The organism is Natrinema sp. LJW11 (assembly GCF_056135975.1).
Map to the genome: position 1 here is coordinate 331725 of NZ_JBWBDM010000006.1, position 16181 is coordinate 347905.

The following is a 16181-nucleotide window of genomic DNA, read 5'->3' on the forward strand; positions in this document are numbered from 1 at the left end:
GTCAGTTTGGGTGTGTCGTGTCATGGTAAACTCTCGTAGCCTCGGAGGGCGAAGTCGCCCTGCCACCGGTAGAAGTCGCGGTACTCGGCAGACTGGGGGTCGTTGGACGTCGGGATCAGATCGTGATACGACGTATTCGGGACACCGAGATCGGGGTAGGCTCGCGTGTCGGAGGCGAGTAGCGTACGACGGATCTGCCGCACGGCTTCGGTGAACGGGACGCCGTTCTCGCCGTCCGGGTCGACATGGCCGTGGTTTCCACCCTGGGATGTCATCCCTTCGACGGTAAGGCCGACAACCGTCTCGATTTTGAGGTTGTACTCCGTCCCGACGGGATCTTCCGCCCGATCGGCCAGCGTCGCGCCGACGAAGATCCCGCTCTCGAGATCGTCCTTCCGCTTGTGCATCGGCTCGTTGAAATCGAGGCTCTCAGAGCCCTCGTAGACGCTGCTGTCGTCGCGGTTGACCCGCTTGAGTGCGACCGGATTGCCGTTCCGGTTCGTGTAGTTGGCTGCGAGGTCGTCGACGACGCTGCCCAGCTGCTCGAGGACCCAGTTGACTTCCGTGGTCATGATTCGAACCTCCGACGAACGTAGTTCAGCGAGTCGCGGATGAACCGGGACTCCGGCAGCCCCGACGGCTCGGTTTCGGGCAGGAACACGCGCCACCCCTCGCCTTCGCGATCGTACTCCTCGCGGACCCACTGTGGCGGATCCTCCCAGATGAACGAGAGGACGTCCACGTTCCTCGCCTGGACGACGTGGTCGACGGTCCCGCGCTCGAAAAAGATCGCCGGCTCGGGCCAGCCCCAGCGGACGAGGACGCGACCCTTACGCCTCTCGACTCGGGTCGTGCCGGCCTCGATGATCGTGCCGACGTCGTAGTCGTGTCGCTGGCCGTATGCCTCGAGGAGATCGTGGGCGTGGGCCTGGACCTCCGGCGCGATCACGTCGCGGGCCCGCTGCTCGACGTCGTCCAGGAGCGCCTCGCGAAGGTCATCCTCGAAGCCGGAGGTGAGCTCCATCTACAGATACGCCTCCAGTTTCTCCTCGGCCTGGCGCTCGAGGGCATGGACCTTCGATTCGGCCGCGACCAGATTCGCGTTCTCGGGGATCCCGAGTGCTGCCTCGTCATCCGGTGCAAGCAGCTCGGCGGTCGTTTTAAGGGCGACCGCCCGCCGGACTGTTTGTGACAGACCCTCGGAACCGTAGTCGTAGCTCACCAGTACTGCACCATCGTAGTGTTGTAGCGCCGGCAGCGACCTGACGTTGAGATCGACGTAGGACGGACTGGACGTCGATCCAGGCTCGACGTAGAGTCGATAGTCCTCGCCCTCGGTCTTGCTGTCGTCTGCGATCCAGTCTTCGTACCCGCCACTGGCGTCGCGAACCTCGAGTGCGGTCAGCTCCTGGACGGAGTGTTTCTCGAGACGTACTCGTGTGAACGGACCGACCATCCGGCGGGGGTAGCGGCCGCGATCGTGGACTAACAGCTGAGAGTGCTGTGGGTGTGGCGTCGACGGAATGTCTCCCTCCTCGGCCCCGTGACTGCGAGGTTCGGTCGGGATCAGGTTGTGCTCGTCACCGTCGACGCCGGTGGGTTCGTACCAGTGCCGATCGGTCTTTGATCGGAGCCAGTCCGTCTGGGACGCGATCGCGTCGACGACCACCCGGTTGTTCTCGGATGCGAGTTCGCCGGTCAGTTCGGCCTTCTGCAGAACTCTGCGGACATCCGCGACGGTACAGTAGCCAGTGGGCATGGATTACTCCTCGCGGATTTCTTCGAGCCGATCGGCGATCGCGTCCGTTGCGCCGGTCCGGTCCTTCTGCTCTTCCTCCAGATTTCGAATCGCAACGAGTGCGGCTTCGTCGTCGATGCCCTCGATTTCCCCGGTGAGGTCGCCGATCGTGTACTCTGCTGGATTCAGTGGAAGCTTTCCAGTCTCGCCGACGTCGGCGTCGACGTCATCGAGATCGACATCCCCAGGCCCGTCTCGATCGTCGACGATCATCTCGAGATCGACGTTGTGAGCATCCGCGAACTGTCGAACCCATGCCTTGTCATCTGTCTCGAACGAGTCCTCCTCGTCGAGCGGGACTGTTCGACCGCGGACGTCCACGGCGCTGGGCGGTGGGCCAGCGTCGTTATCGAGCGCTCGAGGGTGCGTGACCTGCATCGGCATCGGTCACACCCCCACGACGTGCAGCAGGAGTTCGCCGACGGCCGTCCCAGCAGCGACGTCGGAATCGTCCGCTCGATTACGGATCTTCAGCTCACCGTCGGTGCTGTCGTAGACGACGTCGACGGACTCGTCGGCCTGGTCGCGGACGTCGATACCGAAGCGATTCGAGCCCTGGATCCCAAGCTCGGCGCTCGGGTCGTAGCTCTCAGCGCCGGCGGCGTCGAGACTGGTGATGTCGATTCGATGGTAGGCCGCCTCGAGCGAGCCCTCGGACTCGCGGTCGACGGAGGCAGTATCATGTGTCATGTCAGGCCCTCGTTAGGCTCCGATGTCGTAGCCCTGGAGCCAGAGGCCGTGGTTGCCGTGCGCCTTGTCGATGAGGGTGCCGTATTCGAACATCGCGACGCGGTCAGCGAGCCCGGTCCGGCCCAGCGGGACCGTCGAGAAGGGAGCGAGCTGACGGAACTGCGTCGCGAGTTCGTCGATGAGGAAGACGTCGCCGGGCGCGGCGTTCGAGGCCGTGCCGGCGAAGCCCTCGTAGGATCGGATGTTCGGGCAGGGGGAGATCTGGACGCTCCCCATCTCGGTGCCGATCGCGATGCCCTGCGGACCGAATTCGACGTCGGCGTCGTAGCCGTCGATTCGAACCACCGGCGTGGTCTCGTTGTAGATCGCGTTGTACATCCGCGGACTGACGAGGTACCGAGCTCGGTCCCAGGTCAGACCGGTGTTCTCGGTCTGGACGGTGACCTCGTCGAGGAGATCCTCGAGGAAGCCGCTGGAGGTCGTCGTCTTGTCGATCGAGTTGTTGGCGTTGTCGAAGATCGTCGCCATCCCCTCGTAGGAGTCGGAGTCCTCGATCGACCGATCGCCGGCGCCGACGGACGGATCGCCGTAGAAGATCGCCCGTGCCTTCTGGAGTGCGCGGGCGATGATCGCCTGACCGAGTGCCGTCTGGCGCGGATCCATGAAGTCAAGCGTTTGCTCGGCCCGCTGCGTGAAGTCCGAGACCTTGACGAGCCCGAGCTGGATCTTCATGTCCTTGGACTCGGTCTCCATGTTGAACGACTGCGGATTGAACTGGTCCTCGAGATCGCCCGCAGCCTCGGTCTCCGAGAGGAAACCGACGGGGGCATCGCGACCGTCGATGACGTTGTACTGCGCCTTGAACCCGGGCTGGGCCTGCGTCTGGATGATGTCCAGAACCGGCGCTGCGCTACGCTGGACGTCGACGGACAGTGGGTCAACCTCGACCGGCGAGGCCGCGCCGACGATGCCCTCGTCGACGAGCGCGCGTTCATTCCCGTCGGGGAACGTAGTCGTGCGGTCGGTCGCAGTCTCGAGCGCTCGGATCCCGAACGAGTCGTCGGTGCTGGCCCGCTCCTTGTAGCGGGTGCCCGCCCCCATCGCTTTGATGAAGACGTTGCGATCGCCGTAGGTCTCCTCGAGCCAGTCGGTATCCTCGACGGCCTTGCGCTTGATCGTCGACAGCGGAACGCCCGTGCGCCCGCCAACGCCGATCAGCGTCTCGGGAAGTCCCCACTGGGTCGTGAGGCCGTTGTAGATCCGCTTTGCCCGCGTCTCGTCGTGACTGCCCTCGAGAGCGGACCGAATGTCTTGGTTGAGCTGTTCTGGACTGGTCGCCTGAGAATTGTCTGCAGTTGTACTCATGAGAGCCACCCCGCCGGTCCGGCGGTAGTGTCGTTGGTTTGGTTGCTGCGCTGTTCGTCGTCGCCGCCGTCGTCGGCCCCGTCCTCGCCGTCGAGGTCGACCTCCTGTTCGCCGAAGTCGATGTCCTCGAGGCCGACGTCGCCATCGCGAAGCGCAGCGAGAGCATCCTCGTGCTCGTCGACGAGTTCCTGGACGTCCAGTTCCTCGCCGTCGACGGTGACGCTGCGGTTCTCGTCATCGTCGGAATCCGCGTCCTGCGTGTCTCCGTCGTCCTCGCTATCGCTGTCCTCGTCGTCTTCGTCGTCGTCCTCATCCCCGTCGCCGTCCTCGCGGATCGTGTCGGAGAGGGCGCGGAGAAGCTCGGTCTGCTGCTTCTGCTGTTCGCGCATGAAGTCGCGGTGTTCGGCCGCATCCATGCCGTCTGATTCCTCGTCGTGCGTTCCATCCGGGTCGACGTCGCCGCCGCCGGACTCAGTTGACTCGTCGGTCATGTTGTTCGTGTTCTCGTCGTCGCTTCCCTCGCGCTCGTTGAGGAACGGGGCGAACTGCTCAGTCACCGGCTCCTCCAGCGGCGTGGTGTCGCGGTAGAATTCCTGCAGGGCAGTCCGAGTCGCGTGGAGCATTCCCTCGTCGAACTGGCCGCGGGCGCTCCACAGCCAGCCCTCGAAGTTGTCGACGCTCCCGTTGCCCTGCTCGTCGCGGTAGGTGTTGAGGACCTGTACCGCCATCTCGGCCTGCTGACCGGAGAGGTGGCGCTGCCCGTCAGATCCGTCGGCATCCATCACCACGGCTCGGGCCTGCGCGAGTGGCGCATCCTGGCTGGTCGTTCGCGGGTCAGCTCCGATTCCGACCATCGACGTCTCCATGAGGTCAACGCCGCCGGGGTAGGCCTCGTCGTCGCGCCAGCCGATGCTCGAGGAGAGCGACATCTCGCGATCGACCTGCGCTTTGAGTCGTGCAAGGCCCTCGCGGAGCATCCCGGTCGTTTCCGGGAGAGTCTCCGGATCCATCATCCGAGCCGTCGCGACGAGTTCGTGCTCGTCATCTGCCTCCCGCGGCTCGACTGCTGGATCTTCCCACTCGCCGAGCGCTTCGAACGCGGAGTAGCGCGAGCCGGCGAGGTCGGGGTTCTGACCGTGGTCGCCGAACACGTTGATAGCGCGTTCGTCGATCTGCTGGGCCATCCCCGCGAGTTCCTCGCGAGAGAGTGGGTCGTCGCCTTCGTTGCGGACCTCGCCAGTGGTGGCGATCGGCATCCGAACGCGGAAGACACCCTCATCGTCGTCGCCGTCTTCCTCACGGAGTTCGACCCGATCAGGTGCCGGGCGATGGTAGGCGCGATACTGTGGCTCTTCGGGGTCTGTCATATCAGATCATGTCCTCGAAAATCGCTGCCGTGGTGATGGTGCCCTTACCGTCCCGGCCCCACGGTGAGCCGAGGTCCTTGGGAGCTATCGCCGCTATCCGTCAGTCGGCATGTCCTCAGCCAATTCTTCTGCGTCGTCCTCCTGAACAGAGGAACGAGCATCGCGAAGCTTGTGCTCGAGGACGTTCTTCGGGAGATCTCCGTACGCGATCTTCTCGCCACCGATCTCGACGGTCAGCTCGTCGTCGGCAAGATCCTCATCTCCGCGCCGGCGGACGTACTGCCGGAGGGTCAACCCACCGTCATTGTACTGCTTCCGTAGACGCTCCTCGCGAGCGCGTTCCTCTCGAGGATCGGTGAATCGAAGCCGGATATCAAACGGTTCCTCAAGGGCGGTGTACGCCTCGAACTGCCGGGCGATGTGCTTGAACGCTCCGTTGAACTGCTTCGAGAACGGGCCGGCGATCCGCTTGTAGATCCGCGTCGCCTCGACCTCGCCGTTCGATCGGTTGACGTCCTCGATGAACCCGAGTTCCTGCTTGCCGAGCCCGAGGGATGCGAGGCACATCTGGAAGAACCAGCGCTGCTCCTCGATGATATTGAGGTTCACGGCAGTACCGCCGAGCTCGAGCCACTGGGCTCCGCCCTCGCCACCGATCACGGGGACGTCCCGTGGGTCGCCGCTGGCCGCCTGGATCTTGTCCTTGACGTCGGTGACGTCGCTCGCACCGATGATCTGGATGAGTCCAGGCGGAATCTCGTTGTCCGAGTAGAACCGGTTGTGATGCGTCGTCGAGTTCGTGAGGATCTCGAGCCACTCCTTGACCTGCTGAGAGGGGCTCCGTGGGTAGAACTGGTAGGAGCGGTTCCCCCTCGGGTAGTGCATTACCGCAAGCTGATCGTTTTGGAGCGGGACAGGTTCGACGCTCCCGAGATCGCTGATGCCGTCACTCGAGAAGGCGCTTTGAGCCTGCCAGTATGGTGGATCGAGCGGGTAGCCGTGGCGGTTGACGTTCCGGCGGATCGTCAGCGTATCGAGCGTGGCGAGTGAGACCACCGGGAGATCGACGTTGGCGCCCTCGGCTGGGCTGAGCAGCTGCCAGTAGGCGTCGCCTGGCCCCAGCATGTCCTCAACGGCGGCCGTGATGAGATCGTCCAGGTCCTCGTCCTTGAGGTGCGGGCCCGTGATCACGTCGCGGAGGACCGTTTGAAGCGCGGCCTCGGTGTCGTCGACATCGTCATCGTCGCTCTCGAACGTGAGTTCGCCGCCAACGAGTTGGTCGACGATCCCGTTCGTAATCGCTTGCATGGCCGACGTCTGGACGATCTGGCGTGCCTCGAGAGCGTCACGACCACGCGGATGACCATATGATCCCTCACCTGAGATCCACGTCCCGCTATCGCCGGTCTGGTTCGTGTCGGGCTCCTCAATCGGGACGTTCTCGCCGGCGACCTGAACCTCGGCGTCTCGAGTCGACAGTGATGCTGTCGCGGCGTCGACCGACTGGGTCTCGGAAGCGGTGTCGGCGGTCCGCTGACTATCCATCCGTTCGGCCACTTCGTCGGTCGCCTCGTCGATGATTCTCATATTTGTTCGCCTCCTATGGTGTCGTGACGAAACGACGTGCGAGATCGCTCGCCAGCCCGCGACCCTCGTCGGGGAAGTCGCCACTCGAGAGTTTCGTGTATGTAAATCCGAAGGCGATGTTGGCGTTGATGTGCGACCCTTTCGATGAGGCGTTCACCAGCCCATCCCACGTCGACGGCGGGACGCCATCGTACTGGTAGATCGCGTCCGGACCGTCGCGAAGATAGCGGACATATAGCTCGGCTTCACCGAAGTCGTATAGCGCCGAGTGAACGTTGCTCGAGTCGAACGAGCCGGTGGGCATCGTGTCGAGGGGAGCGCGGATGTCGACCGGAGGAGCAGCCGGTCGTTCGTTCTCGGGGTCATGATCGATCGGCGCGGACAGTCTCATCGGCCGAACCCTCCACGGTGCTGCTCTCGCTGCTCGAGGATCGCTTTGCCGACCGGGGACTCTCGGAACTGCTTTTCCTCCTCGGATTCAGCACCGCCGACCCGCGCCGTCGCCGTCGGGATCCCAGCCGTAGCTCCAGAGTCACGGGCCCAGATCGTCATGTAGGCGGCGTCGAGGCGGTCGGGCGACCGGCCCAGACGATCCTTGAGGTCGTCCTTTGACGCCGTCGCTTTGAGGACCTCCGTGCCTCGAGAGGCGTAGTGCCGCTCTTCGAACTCGACGGTTCGGGCGGCGACGAGCAGTTCCTCGTAGAGCTTCCGGTCGTCGATCGAGCCGCCGTCAGCCAGCCAGTCACCGAGCAGGTCGAGGCCTTCCTCCCAGCAGGAGTAGTAAGCAGCCTCGTTTGCGGGCTCCTTGCCAGCACCGAAGCGGATCGTCTCGGGGAAGCGTTCCTCGAGCATGTCCGCCAGGCCCGAACCCTCACCGAGTGAGTCGACCGCGATCGCGTGGTCCGGGTCGCCGGTGAAGCGGTCGGTCAGGTCGTCGCGCTGGACGGTGTGGCTATCACCCGACTGTTCGTAACGGACTGGGAGGTGGTCGCCGTAGACGCTCGTCGTGACGGTGTCGTCGGCCCCCGACCGGGCGACGTCCACGGCACTCGCCTGTGGGACATCCGTCACCTCCTGGGGATCGCGCTCCCACGCCGCCTTGACGTCCGCGCGCTCGATCGGACGGTGAGCTGCTGCAGCCGCTGGGGGAATGACGCCGGCCCGGCGCCGGTACCAGCGCTCGTCGAGGTCCTCACGGAAGTCGGGCGAGTCTGGATCGGAGATGCTGCGCGCCGTCTCGATACCCGGCCACGCTTCGGCGTTCCACGTCTCCCAGTCCTCACGGACCGTCTCGAGGTCGGTGATTCCCGGAATCTTCTCGGCGTCGAGCTCGCCGGCGTCGACGCGGACGTTGTGACTCTCGAGTGTGGAGAACTGGATGGTGTGCCAGCGGTCGCTCTCCAGCTTCTCGTAGACTGCGTTGGACTCATCCCGCGGCGGGTTGCAGATGGCGATCATCCGATCGTTTGCGTCGGTCACCGACGAGCCCGCACTGTCGAAGTGCTCGTCGCCGATGTACGCCTTGTCTGCCTCCTCGATCACGACCAGGACGGCCTCGGCGTGACGTCCCTCGAGGTCGCCCGGATCTCGCGGGGAGACCACCTTTGCGAACCAATCCGTGTCGAGCTCGAGCGTGGGCTGCCCGCCATCAGTCGGTTCCGGGAGGTCCGCCGGCAGCTGCTGGTTGAGCTGAGCGGTCAGCGTTTTCATCGGTCGCCAGACTGCGTCGACGTACTGGGAATACGAGCCCGACGTCCCTAGCACTGTGGAGCCGGGGTTCGTGACGAGGAAGGCGAGCTTCGCGATCGAGACGCCGAAGGACTTCCCCGGGCCGTTGCCCGACATGACGACGACACGTTTGTGCTCGGCCAGCGCCCGCAAGAGCTGCTCCTGCTCGCGGGCCAGGCGGATCCCCAGCACCTCGCGAGCGAAGTTCACGTAGCGGTCGGGGCCTTCAGTGTACCTCGAGAGGTCGACGTCCGACGAGGTCGTACTCACGAGTCACCACCACCGAATAGATCCCGGAGCCCCATGTTGACGTCCTCGCCCTCGGCGATCTTGTTGCGGTCCTTGATCAGCTTTCGGACGAGGTCGATCTCGGCCTGCATGGCCCGATTACCCTGCGAGAGCATCTTCGAGAGTTCCTTTATCTCGTCCGACTCGACCGGCTCGGCCTTGTTGACGATCGTCTCGAACGCATCCCAGAAGGTGCGCTGATCGCCGGGGTCGTTCATCGACTTGACCGCGCGACGGAGTCGGGCCAGTCGCCAGTTGATGAGCTCGTCGAGTTTGTCCGCGTCGTCGACGTCCTCGAGGGCGGCGATCGTCCGGCGCTCTTCGTCACCGAGGTAGTCTGAGAAGAGACCGTGTTCGAACGCGGGGTTGTCCTTTCCGGTTGACGATGAACCACCGTGAAGCGAGCACCGTCCCTCACCGACGTGGTCCGTTCCCTTGCCAGGCCAGGCGCGGCAGTAACCTCCGAACAGGGCATTCCCGTTATCGTCGCGAACGACCTCGCCGTCGCGCTTTTGCTTTTTCTTCCCCCTACACGACTGGTCGGTCGGGTCCTGGGTCGGGGCATCACCTATCGGTTCACCGACATATTGTGATTCGTCGACGTTCATGGAGCGGTTAGAGAACTCGGACGTTCATGGAGCGATCACCCAGATGAGAGCGGCCAGCGCCCAGGCGTCGATCGCGAGGACCATCGGGATCGCGGCGACGCGGAGGAGCCAACCAGCAGGCGGAACGTAGTGCCACTTCTCATCGCGGAAGTTCTGGATGTGCCGACGGTCCCAGCGGACTTTCACGTGAACAGCGTTGGACCAGCAGGCCGACAGCGTCAGGATGAGCAGCGTAACGAGCCCGAGTGCGTAGGCCAGCGCCGTCAGGAACGAGACTGGATCCTGATACAGATCGATGAAGGGGTTCATGGATTGACTCCTGCGGCGTTGATATCCCAGAGCGACTCGGTCGAGTGTCGCTTTCCGCACTCCCCGCAACGGACGACGGTGTCGCTTTCGCGATCGTACTGCCGCCACTCATTGCAGCGGGTGCAGGCCAGGCGGATCTTCGGTTCGTCGACGGCGGTGCCATTCTTGAAGGTGAGTTCCTTCATGACTGGTCGTCCTCGGAGCTCTCCTCTGGTTGACCACCGTCGGTGAGCGTCACCGCGTTGAGGGCCCGCTTGACCTCGAAATCCCACATCTTCCCGAGGACGGTGAACGCGATCGCGGTCGTCCCGATGACGATCTCGTAACGCGGCGGATCGGCCCCAGTGAACATCGGTCCGAGGACGATCGCCGCCCAGACGACGAACAGGGCGAGCGTGCCGATCGTCCGTTCGAGTGTCTCGTCGTCAGGCATCAGTGTCCTCCCCAAGCAGATGAGTTCGATTTTCGCGCGCTCCAGCGGATCGTCGGTATTCGGTTTGACAGACATGGCATCTATCGAGCCTCCTCGAGCACCTCGACGTCGACGCCGGCGTCCTGGAGGATCGTCCGGACCGCAGCGGTACCGACCTCGCGGTTGAACGTCTCCTCGCGAATGTGCGGCCCCTTGTGCATCAGCGCCGAGGGTTCCTCGTGGGCTTCGAGCGTGCCATCGGCGAACAGCCGAACGTGGAGCTGGCGGAATGGCCGCTCCGGGAAGAGGTCCGGATCATAGTGGAAGCGAACGAGGTTCGCGACCTCGCCGCCGTACTCGTAGGAGAGTAGCCAGTTCGGGGTGAACCCTTCACGGGCCAGTGCGATGACGACCTCGTTGGTCGACGCCTGCGGATCGAGTGTTGTGACGTCGTCCCCGTCGACGGTCCCGATCCAGTCGGAAGCGTGGGCCCGACCGATTCGGACAGCGTCCTCGACGAGGCGAAGGACTCGGTCGTCCTGGAGTGCTTCCTCGAGCAGCTCGTCCGGGTCGAGATCGGCGAGGTCGTAGGCGGTGAGGTTCTGGACCATCGTCACCCTCGCTGGGCCGCCAGTTTGACTGAGCGGCGGAAGATCTCGGTATCATAGCCCTGGACGTCCTCGCGACTTTTGAACAGTCGAACGGCCTTCCGGAGCGTCCCTTCGTCGAACTCGAGGCCCTGTTCGCGAAGGCGATGAGCGAGTGGCCCGATGAGACGAAGCGCCTGGACTTTCGAGAGCGTGTCATCGTCGGCCCAGCAACCGACTCGGGCGCAGGTCCGACAGGTAGTCATCGGTTGGCCGGACTCGAGCTCGCCGTACTCGTCCTGGGGGATCGATCCCTGCTCGAGAGTTGCCTGCGGGGTCCGGTTTCGCTCCTCGACGTCGAGGGACTTCCGTGGCGAAAACTCCTCGATCTCGCGGACGTGTTCAAAGCAGCCGTTACACACGCGGTCGTTGTACCAGACGAGCCGGTCGAACGCTCGCTGCGGGGAGACGTGACCGTCTGGGTCGGGTTGTGTTATTGCCATACTGGAGAAAAGCGATGCTGCAGGGCGGACAACGATCACCGCCATCGACACGACAGTCGATAGCTCCCGCGCCCTGTCGCGATTGCCGTTGTTCACCGTTGGTGATCTATCAGTAAAAAGCAGGGAGATAGACTCGATTATTGAATCGCATGACAGCTCTGCGACTCTCGCTACGCCTTGTCCAGTCCGAGACCTCTGAACGCCGTGATCGCTGCAAAAATAACCAACGGAAGAACGACACCGAGGCCGATAACATTCGCAACAATTCCAACATACGGGAACTGTGGTATCAATTTTGAAACATCAACGAAATGTCGGACAACCTCGCGCATTCCAAGATAGAGGAGTGCTCCAATAGCGATGCCTTCTACCGCAAATATCGCGATATATCGATTTCTCACGGCACCCCATTTCGACAAGGATCTATTAATCTTCGTGGCCACATGTCAGCGGAGGCTGTAAACTGTCTGTCGAGTATCGTTCAGTTTGACCTGGCGCTTTACTTGCTCAGTATTAAGGAGATATTCAAGAGCGTAGTGCAATGTCGACTCCGGCATCGCGAGGCTATTGCTGATCTCTGAGCGTGTCGCTGGACCATTATTGCGAATATGGACGTACACTAACTTGGCGCTATTTGGTAGATCGCGGACCTCGTCAGGGAGATAGGCTGTGTCGGACATGGTTAGCTGAGGTTGAGGGGTCCTGTGGCTAGTCGAATCAGGGCAAACAATGGTTCGCGATGCCGGTCGATGAGGTCAGTCACCAGCATCAGGCGGTGATCGCCAGTTCCAGACCTGGGTAGTGTCGCCACTGGAACCGTCACTCACCCCCTGATCGACGTCGCCGTGTGCATCGGGGTCTCGAATCGCCAACGCCCACCTACTAGAGTCCCCGTAGGGGGTAGTTGGCGATTCCTGAAGGTCAACGAAACCGACAGATGGGACCCCTGACTCGCTGTAGAGCGTCGCTCCGTGGGATCCAACACCCTCAGAAACATGGACTGCCGGCTCGCCGAACTCATCATCGGATAGCCGCTCGAGCGTCTGGCGGACGTGCTCTTTCGTACAGCCGACTGCCTCCGAGATCTCCCGCGCTGTTCGCGAGCGATCACTCGATCGGAGCTCGTCGACGATCTCCTCCTGGAGGTCAGTGAACACCCACTCGACGCCGGGCGTCTGGACGTCGGCGAACCCGGTGGGCATCGCATCGGTCCGGACGAACACAGTCGCGTTGACGTCGGGATCGGTCGGGTCACGAGCGTACCGACCGGCAGCCTGGGCGATGTGGTTCTCGCGAACGCTCGCGAGGATCTCCTGGGCAGTCTCCGCGTCCTCGCCATCGAACCCGCGACCGCGGGCTCGGTACTCCTCGCCGGCGTCGTCGACGGCAGTCTCCACCTCGGCCTCTAGGTCGAGCTCGGCGAGCAGGTCCAGAACGTAGTCGTCGCCTGGATCCATGCAGCCGTTGACGAGGCCGACGCGTTCGTGCTCGAAGTCGTTGCGTGACTTCTCCTCGCCGAAGTGCATCAACTCGGGGCGGTGGACGCCGGCCTCCTCCATTAGCTCCTCGAGGCGGTCCTCGACCTGAGCGGTCGTGATCGCCGTCCGGAACTGGGTGCCGTACTCGTCGACGAGGTGGTCGAACAGCGCCTCGAGTTTGTCTTCGTTCAGCCACTCGAGGGCCTTGTCGCCGGAGAGTGGACGGGTCGCGTCGCCGACCTGGACGACACGGAGGCCGCGTTCATAGCGCCGCCACAGCTGGCGCTCTTCGGGCTCGAGGACCTCGGTGGTCTTGATCCAGGGGAGGGTATTTGCCTGCCAGAGTGGCGTCGCAGGGTGGGCGTCGAGACCGACAACCGATCGAGCCGATCCGAAGTCGGGGACGACACGAACGGAGCGGACGTCGTTGCTCTCGTCGAGGACGATCGAGACCCACTCGCGGTTCCAGTCGTCGTCATCGCGAACAGCGGCCTCGAGGCGCGGGGGTTCGTGCATCGTCTTGCCGAACCGCCGACCGTTGGCTCGGTCCTCAGCACGGAAGATCGCCCGTGCCAGCGCCGGCGCGAGGGTATGGGCGTCGGGGTTCTCGAAGTACCAGTCACGGTCCGGCTCCTCGTAGAGGACATCCTCGAGGGCGTCGCGCTCCTTGGCGGCGTCACCCTGGTAGTCGTCGTGCCGGGAGAGTTGGATGAAAGCCTCCCACGTGGTGACGGGCGCATCGATCTCGCGGAGGTACGCGCCGACGGCCCGCCGGATGCGATCGGTCGAGAGCTCCTGCTCGAAGGCAGGCTCTTCGTCGACGACGATGTTGTTGTGCATCCGCAGCCCGGGGGCATATCCAAAGTTGTGCGTCGCGATGACGAGCGGCCAGTACTCGAGCGCGCCGTCGGGCCCCTCTCGATACTCATCCCACTGGGCGATCGCCGTACACTGTTCGCCCTCGGAGCAGGGGAGGGTGGCCCCCTGGTCGTTGTTCTCCTCGAGGTAGCGGTGGGCGGCCGAGAAGGCCATGCCCTTCCCCTCGCACTGGCGATCGAGCCACTCGCTGGCAGGCTCGCCGTTGATCGTGATCTCCCCGTCATGGTCACCAGCACAGACCGGGCAGGCCTCGTGGCGACCGAGGAGGACGTGATACTGCCCGCCGTCTTCTTCGGCGACGTCGACGGCCTCGTCGCGAGCGTCGCGTGTCTCGAGGAGGTGGACGACCGGGCGCTCGCCGGTGATCTCGGTACGGGCACCCCAGCGCGTCGACGCGATCGTGTAGGACTTGCCGAGCGATGTCGGCGCGTCGACGATCCGGTCGTCTTCGTTCCGGATCACCTCGGCGATCGTGTCGAAGAGCTCATCGCGAGCGCTGTCGGTCGACGGCCACTCGAGGCCGCGCTTCTTCGCAAAGCGCCGGCGGTCGGCGGGCTCGAGCGCGTCTAACTGGCCGATCGGGAGTGCTGAAACAACACGCCTATTTCCATCTCCATTATAAGCGCCGTCGGTTGATGGCTCGTATTCCGGGATCGCGAAGCCGAGCTTGCGAAGACGCTCGACACCACGCCACCACGTCTCGCCGTCGACGGGACGGGCGTTCGCCGGTCGGATCTCGCCGGCGTCGATCGCGGCCATCGTGACGGGGCCACCGTAGCCGCCGAGGTCACCGGTGTCCTGCCAGCGCTGGTCGTTGACGATGTTCGCGGTCCCACCGTCAGAGAGTGAGCCCCACGTCGGCCAGAATGCACGCTCGCCGTCGCTCGTCGAGGCAGTGTCGTTCCAGCGCTGGACGATCGTCTTCTCAGCGACGCGCTGTGCATCGAGACGGTCGACTGCGGCGAAGACGTCCCGAATCTCGTCGGTGGTCTCGCTGCTCGACGTTGCCTCTGGTGTGTAGTCCTCAAGGTCATACTCCTCACGGTCGACCGAGATCTCCTCATCGCGAGCACGATCTCGGGTGTCGACCTGGTCGGTCGCCTTGAGGATTGGTTCGAGGACGTCGGCGTTCCACTCGCCGACATCGGTCGGGGTGCCGGGAACGTGCTGCCCGGTCGCGACGCACACCCGCTTCCCGTCGTAGATCTCGATCGAGGGGAGGTCCTCGTTCGAACCCCACGGATCCTCGTCGAGCTGCCAGGCAGCTTGCTTGACACCCCCGGGTAATGTCCCCTTGTACTGTGCGTGGACGCCGGCCTCGGACTGGGAAATGTCGGCATACGTGGCCCCGAGGTGTTCGAGGATCGCGATGAACGCAGGATGGACGTCGCCGGTCTCGGGATCGCGGACGTCGTCGCCGTCGACGTAGACGAACGGGTCGTCCTCCTGCTGGAGGAACGCCCGGCCGTCGAGTCGGGGATCGACTTCGGCCATCGCGATGGTTTCCCCGTCACCGTAGTTGTCCGTAATGCCCCATTTCCAGCGGGCGTCCTTGTCGGGATCGGCGTCCAGATGATCGCGGTCAGCCCACGGTGCGAACGGTTTCTTCTCGACATGGCCCATCCACTGCTCGCGATCGAGGAGTTCCTCAGGCCAAATACCTGGGGTTGGAGCCGCGAAGTCGGCACTCGCCCAGCTGTTCCAGGACGGGGCGCGGTCGAGATCCTCTGACGAGAGTTCGTCGACGGGATCCGGCTCAGTCGGATCCTCACCATCGACGATCGTCTCGGCTGCTTCGAGGTAGCTGGGATCGGCGTCGGCCAGCCAGAGTAGACGCTTCGGATCAGCATTCGGATTGTTCTCGAACGCTCGGTCCAGGCGCTCGAAAACGTCGTCGCTCACGCCTGATCACCTCCCCAGTCAGAGATGGTCGTCTGGCCCTCAGTATCGGGCCGGTCGATCTCCTTGGATTCCTCGGGCTCGGGAACCGGGACGTTCTCGGCTCGCTCCTCGCCGACGTCCTCAGGATTAGTCGCATAGACGACGTCCTCGGCCTCGTCGTCGAGTTCGGGACGTTCAGTGATGTACTGGACGGTCCCATCAATCGCGCCGCCGGAGTGCGACCGGCGGCCGATCATGCTGACCCCCCTGCTTCCGCTGGAGACCCAGCAGTAGCTATCGCGAGATGTGGTTCATGAAGTCTATCGGAAGTATCGGAAAGGTCCGTTTCAGCCGTCGTTCGTGACGACTGAACCTCACAACCCGGTTGGATTGTAAGGAAATTGGTATAAGCCAAGGGCCGGATTTGAACCGGCGGTGGGCGGCTCTGCAGGCCGCTGCGTTCGGCCGGACTCTGCCACCTTGGCGCGTTCTATCGTTGTTACTGCGTTCGTTTAAGCATAGCGGTACGGCACAAGTCGCTGTGGGGTGCTGTCGCGTGCAAAACTGCAAAAAACCCCGCACAGCAACTACCGAAGCAGCGCTGTGCGGGGTCGAAAGTACGAGTATGAGTGGAGGCGGCGAAACGAGTTTCCCAGAGGCTCGCGCACTCCAGTACTCACCGTAACGCTGGCGAGCTTATC

19 protein-coding genes and 1 tRNA gene are annotated in these 16181 nt (G+C 63.6%); all 20 read right to left on the reverse strand.

Going from position 1 to position 16181, the window contains the following annotated elements; genetic code table 11:
- Positions 1–20: 20 nt before the first annotated feature.
- The 20 genes from AC0QDI_RS17750 to AC0QDI_RS17845 all read right to left on the reverse strand — a co-directional run bounded on the left by AC0QDI_RS17750 (position 21) and on the right by AC0QDI_RS17845 (position 15965).
- On the reverse strand, positions 21–572 hold the full coding sequence (locus tag AC0QDI_RS17750; protein WP_474670540.1) for a hypothetical protein: 552 nt from the start codon (positions 570–572) through the stop codon (positions 21–23).
- On the reverse strand, positions 569–1024 hold the full coding sequence (locus tag AC0QDI_RS17755) for a hypothetical protein (RefSeq protein WP_474670542.1): 456 nt from the start codon (positions 1022–1024) through the stop codon (positions 569–571). The genes AC0QDI_RS17750 and AC0QDI_RS17755 overlap by 4 nt, the downstream gene beginning before the upstream one ends.
- Positions 1025–1759, reverse strand: a complete 735-nt coding sequence (locus AC0QDI_RS17760) for a hypothetical protein (RefSeq protein ID WP_474670544.1) — start codon at positions 1757–1759, stop codon at positions 1025–1027.
- Between the two features lie 3 nt (positions 1760–1762).
- On the reverse strand, positions 1763–2182 hold the full coding sequence (locus AC0QDI_RS17765) for a hypothetical protein (RefSeq protein ID WP_474670546.1): 420 nt from the start codon (positions 2180–2182) through the stop codon (positions 1763–1765).
- Between the two features lie 3 nt (positions 2183–2185).
- Positions 2186–2488: a hypothetical protein gene (locus AC0QDI_RS17770; RefSeq protein ID WP_474670547.1), complete on the reverse strand. Its 303-nt coding sequence runs from the start codon at positions 2486–2488 to the stop codon at positions 2186–2188.
- A 12-nt stretch (positions 2489–2500) separates the two neighbouring features.
- Positions 2501–3853 (reverse strand): hypothetical protein, encoded by a 1353-nt coding sequence (locus tag AC0QDI_RS17775; RefSeq protein WP_474670549.1) that lies wholly within the window; start codon positions 3851–3853, stop codon positions 2501–2503.
- Positions 3850–5220 carry a hypothetical protein gene (locus AC0QDI_RS17780; RefSeq protein WP_474670550.1) on the reverse strand — a complete coding sequence of 457 codons (1371 nt, stop codon included), beginning with the start codon at positions 5218–5220 and terminating at the stop codon, positions 3850–3852. Before AC0QDI_RS17780 ends, AC0QDI_RS17775 begins: the two co-directional genes overlap by 4 nt.
- A gap of 93 nt (positions 5221–5313) precedes the next feature.
- Positions 5314–6807, reverse strand: a complete 1494-nt coding sequence (locus tag AC0QDI_RS17785; protein ID WP_474670552.1) for a hypothetical protein — start codon at positions 6805–6807, stop codon at positions 5314–5316.
- A 13-nt stretch (positions 6808–6820) separates the two neighbouring features.
- Complete coding sequence (locus AC0QDI_RS17790) at positions 6821–7198, reverse strand: KTSC domain-containing protein (RefSeq protein WP_474670554.1); 378 nt, start codon at positions 7196–7198, stop codon at positions 6821–6823.
- Positions 7195–8805: a hypothetical protein gene (locus tag AC0QDI_RS17795; RefSeq protein WP_474670556.1), complete on the reverse strand. Its 1611-nt coding sequence runs from the start codon at positions 8803–8805 to the stop codon at positions 7195–7197. Before AC0QDI_RS17795 ends, AC0QDI_RS17790 begins: the two co-directional genes overlap by 4 nt.
- On the reverse strand, positions 8802–9431 hold the full coding sequence (locus tag AC0QDI_RS17800) for a hypothetical protein (RefSeq protein ID WP_474670558.1): 630 nt from the start codon (positions 9429–9431) through the stop codon (positions 8802–8804). Before AC0QDI_RS17800 ends, AC0QDI_RS17795 begins: the two co-directional genes overlap by 4 nt.
- A gap of 24 nt (positions 9432–9455) precedes the next feature.
- Positions 9456–9740 carry a hypothetical protein gene (locus AC0QDI_RS17805; RefSeq protein WP_474670560.1) on the reverse strand — a complete coding sequence of 95 codons (285 nt, stop codon included), beginning with the start codon at positions 9738–9740 and terminating at the stop codon, positions 9456–9458.
- Complete coding sequence (locus AC0QDI_RS17810) at positions 9737–9925, reverse strand: hypothetical protein (protein ID WP_474670562.1); 189 nt, start codon at positions 9923–9925, stop codon at positions 9737–9739. The genes AC0QDI_RS17805 and AC0QDI_RS17810 overlap by 4 nt, the downstream gene beginning before the upstream one ends.
- On the reverse strand, positions 9922–10173 hold the full coding sequence (locus tag AC0QDI_RS17815) for a hypothetical protein (protein ID WP_474670564.1): 252 nt from the start codon (positions 10171–10173) through the stop codon (positions 9922–9924). Before AC0QDI_RS17815 ends, AC0QDI_RS17810 begins: the two co-directional genes overlap by 4 nt.
- Positions 10174–10253: 80 nt before the next feature.
- Positions 10254–10763, reverse strand: a complete 510-nt coding sequence (locus AC0QDI_RS17820; RefSeq protein WP_474670566.1) for a hypothetical protein — start codon at positions 10761–10763, stop codon at positions 10254–10256.
- Positions 10764–10765: 2 nt separating this feature from the next.
- A complete protein-coding gene (locus tag AC0QDI_RS17825) occupies positions 10766–11242 on the reverse strand; it encodes a hypothetical protein (protein ID WP_474670567.1) in 477 nt (158 codons plus the stop codon).
- 170 nt (positions 11243–11412) lie between these two features.
- A complete protein-coding gene (locus tag AC0QDI_RS17830) occupies positions 11413–11685 on the reverse strand; it encodes a hypothetical protein (protein ID WP_474670569.1) in 273 nt (90 codons plus the stop codon).
- A 312-nt stretch (positions 11686–11997) separates the two neighbouring features.
- Positions 11998–15501, reverse strand: coding sequence for a hypothetical protein (locus AC0QDI_RS17835; protein WP_474670570.1), 3504 nt, complete (start codon positions 15499–15501; stop codon positions 11998–12000).
- The gene (locus AC0QDI_RS17840) at positions 15498–15737 is read right to left on the reverse strand and encodes a hypothetical protein (protein ID WP_474670572.1); all 240 of its coding nucleotides are present in this window, start codon (positions 15735–15737) and stop codon (positions 15498–15500) included. Before AC0QDI_RS17840 ends, AC0QDI_RS17835 begins: the two co-directional genes overlap by 4 nt.
- A 152-nt stretch (positions 15738–15889) precedes the next feature.
- Positions 15890–15965: transfer RNA gene (locus tag AC0QDI_RS17845), tRNA-Cys, on the reverse strand.
- Positions 15966–16181: the final 216 nt, after the last annotated feature.

Excerpts from the sequence above, each read along its gene's own strand:
- AC0QDI_RS17750 (WP_474670540.1), bottom strand. The coding sequence starts at position 572 with ATGACCACGGAAGTCAACTGGGTCCTCGAGCAGCTGGGCAGCGTCGTC.
- AC0QDI_RS17755 (WP_474670542.1), bottom strand. The coding sequence starts at position 1,024 with ATGGAGCTCACCTCCGGCTTCGAGGATGACCTTCGCGAGGCGCTCCTG.
- AC0QDI_RS17760 (WP_474670544.1), bottom strand. The coding sequence starts at position 1,759 with ATGCCCACTGGCTACTGTACCGTCGCGGATGTCCGCAGAGTTCTGCAG.
- AC0QDI_RS17765 (WP_474670546.1), bottom strand. The coding sequence starts at position 2,182 with ATGCCGATGCAGGTCACGCACCCTCGAGCGCTCGATAACGACGCTGGC.
- AC0QDI_RS17770 (WP_474670547.1), bottom strand. The coding sequence starts at position 2,488 with ATGACACATGATACTGCCTCCGTCGACCGCGAGTCCGAGGGCTCGCTC.
- AC0QDI_RS17775 (WP_474670549.1), bottom strand. The coding sequence starts at position 3,853 with ATGAGTACAACTGCAGACAATTCTCAGGCGACCAGTCCAGAACAGCTC.
- AC0QDI_RS17780 (WP_474670550.1), bottom strand. The coding sequence starts at position 5,220 with ATGACAGACCCCGAAGAGCCACAGTATCGCGCCTACCATCGCCCGGCA.
- AC0QDI_RS17785 (WP_474670552.1), bottom strand. The coding sequence starts at position 6,807 with ATGAGAATCATCGACGAGGCGACCGACGAAGTGGCCGAACGGATGGAT.
- AC0QDI_RS17790 (WP_474670554.1), bottom strand. The coding sequence starts at position 7,198 with ATGAGACTGTCCGCGCCGATCGATCATGACCCCGAGAACGAACGACCG.
- AC0QDI_RS17800 (WP_474670558.1), bottom strand. The coding sequence starts at position 9,431 with ATGAACGTCGACGAATCACAATATGTCGGTGAACCGATAGGTGATGCC.
- AC0QDI_RS17805 (WP_474670560.1), bottom strand. The coding sequence starts at position 9,740 with ATGAACCCCTTCATCGATCTGTATCAGGATCCAGTCTCGTTCCTGACG.
- AC0QDI_RS17810 (WP_474670562.1), bottom strand. The coding sequence starts at position 9,925 with ATGAAGGAACTCACCTTCAAGAATGGCACCGCCGTCGACGAACCGAAG.
- AC0QDI_RS17815 (WP_474670564.1), bottom strand. The coding sequence starts at position 10,173 with ATGCCTGACGACGAGACACTCGAACGGACGATCGGCACGCTCGCCCTG.
- AC0QDI_RS17820 (WP_474670566.1), bottom strand. The coding sequence starts at position 10,763 with ATGGTCCAGAACCTCACCGCCTACGACCTCGCCGATCTCGACCCGGAC.
- AC0QDI_RS17825 (WP_474670567.1), bottom strand. The coding sequence starts at position 11,242 with ATGGCAATAACACAACCCGACCCAGACGGTCACGTCTCCCCGCAGCGA.
- AC0QDI_RS17840 (WP_474670572.1), bottom strand. The coding sequence starts at position 15,737 with ATGATCGGCCGCCGGTCGCACTCCGGCGGCGCGATTGATGGGACCGTC.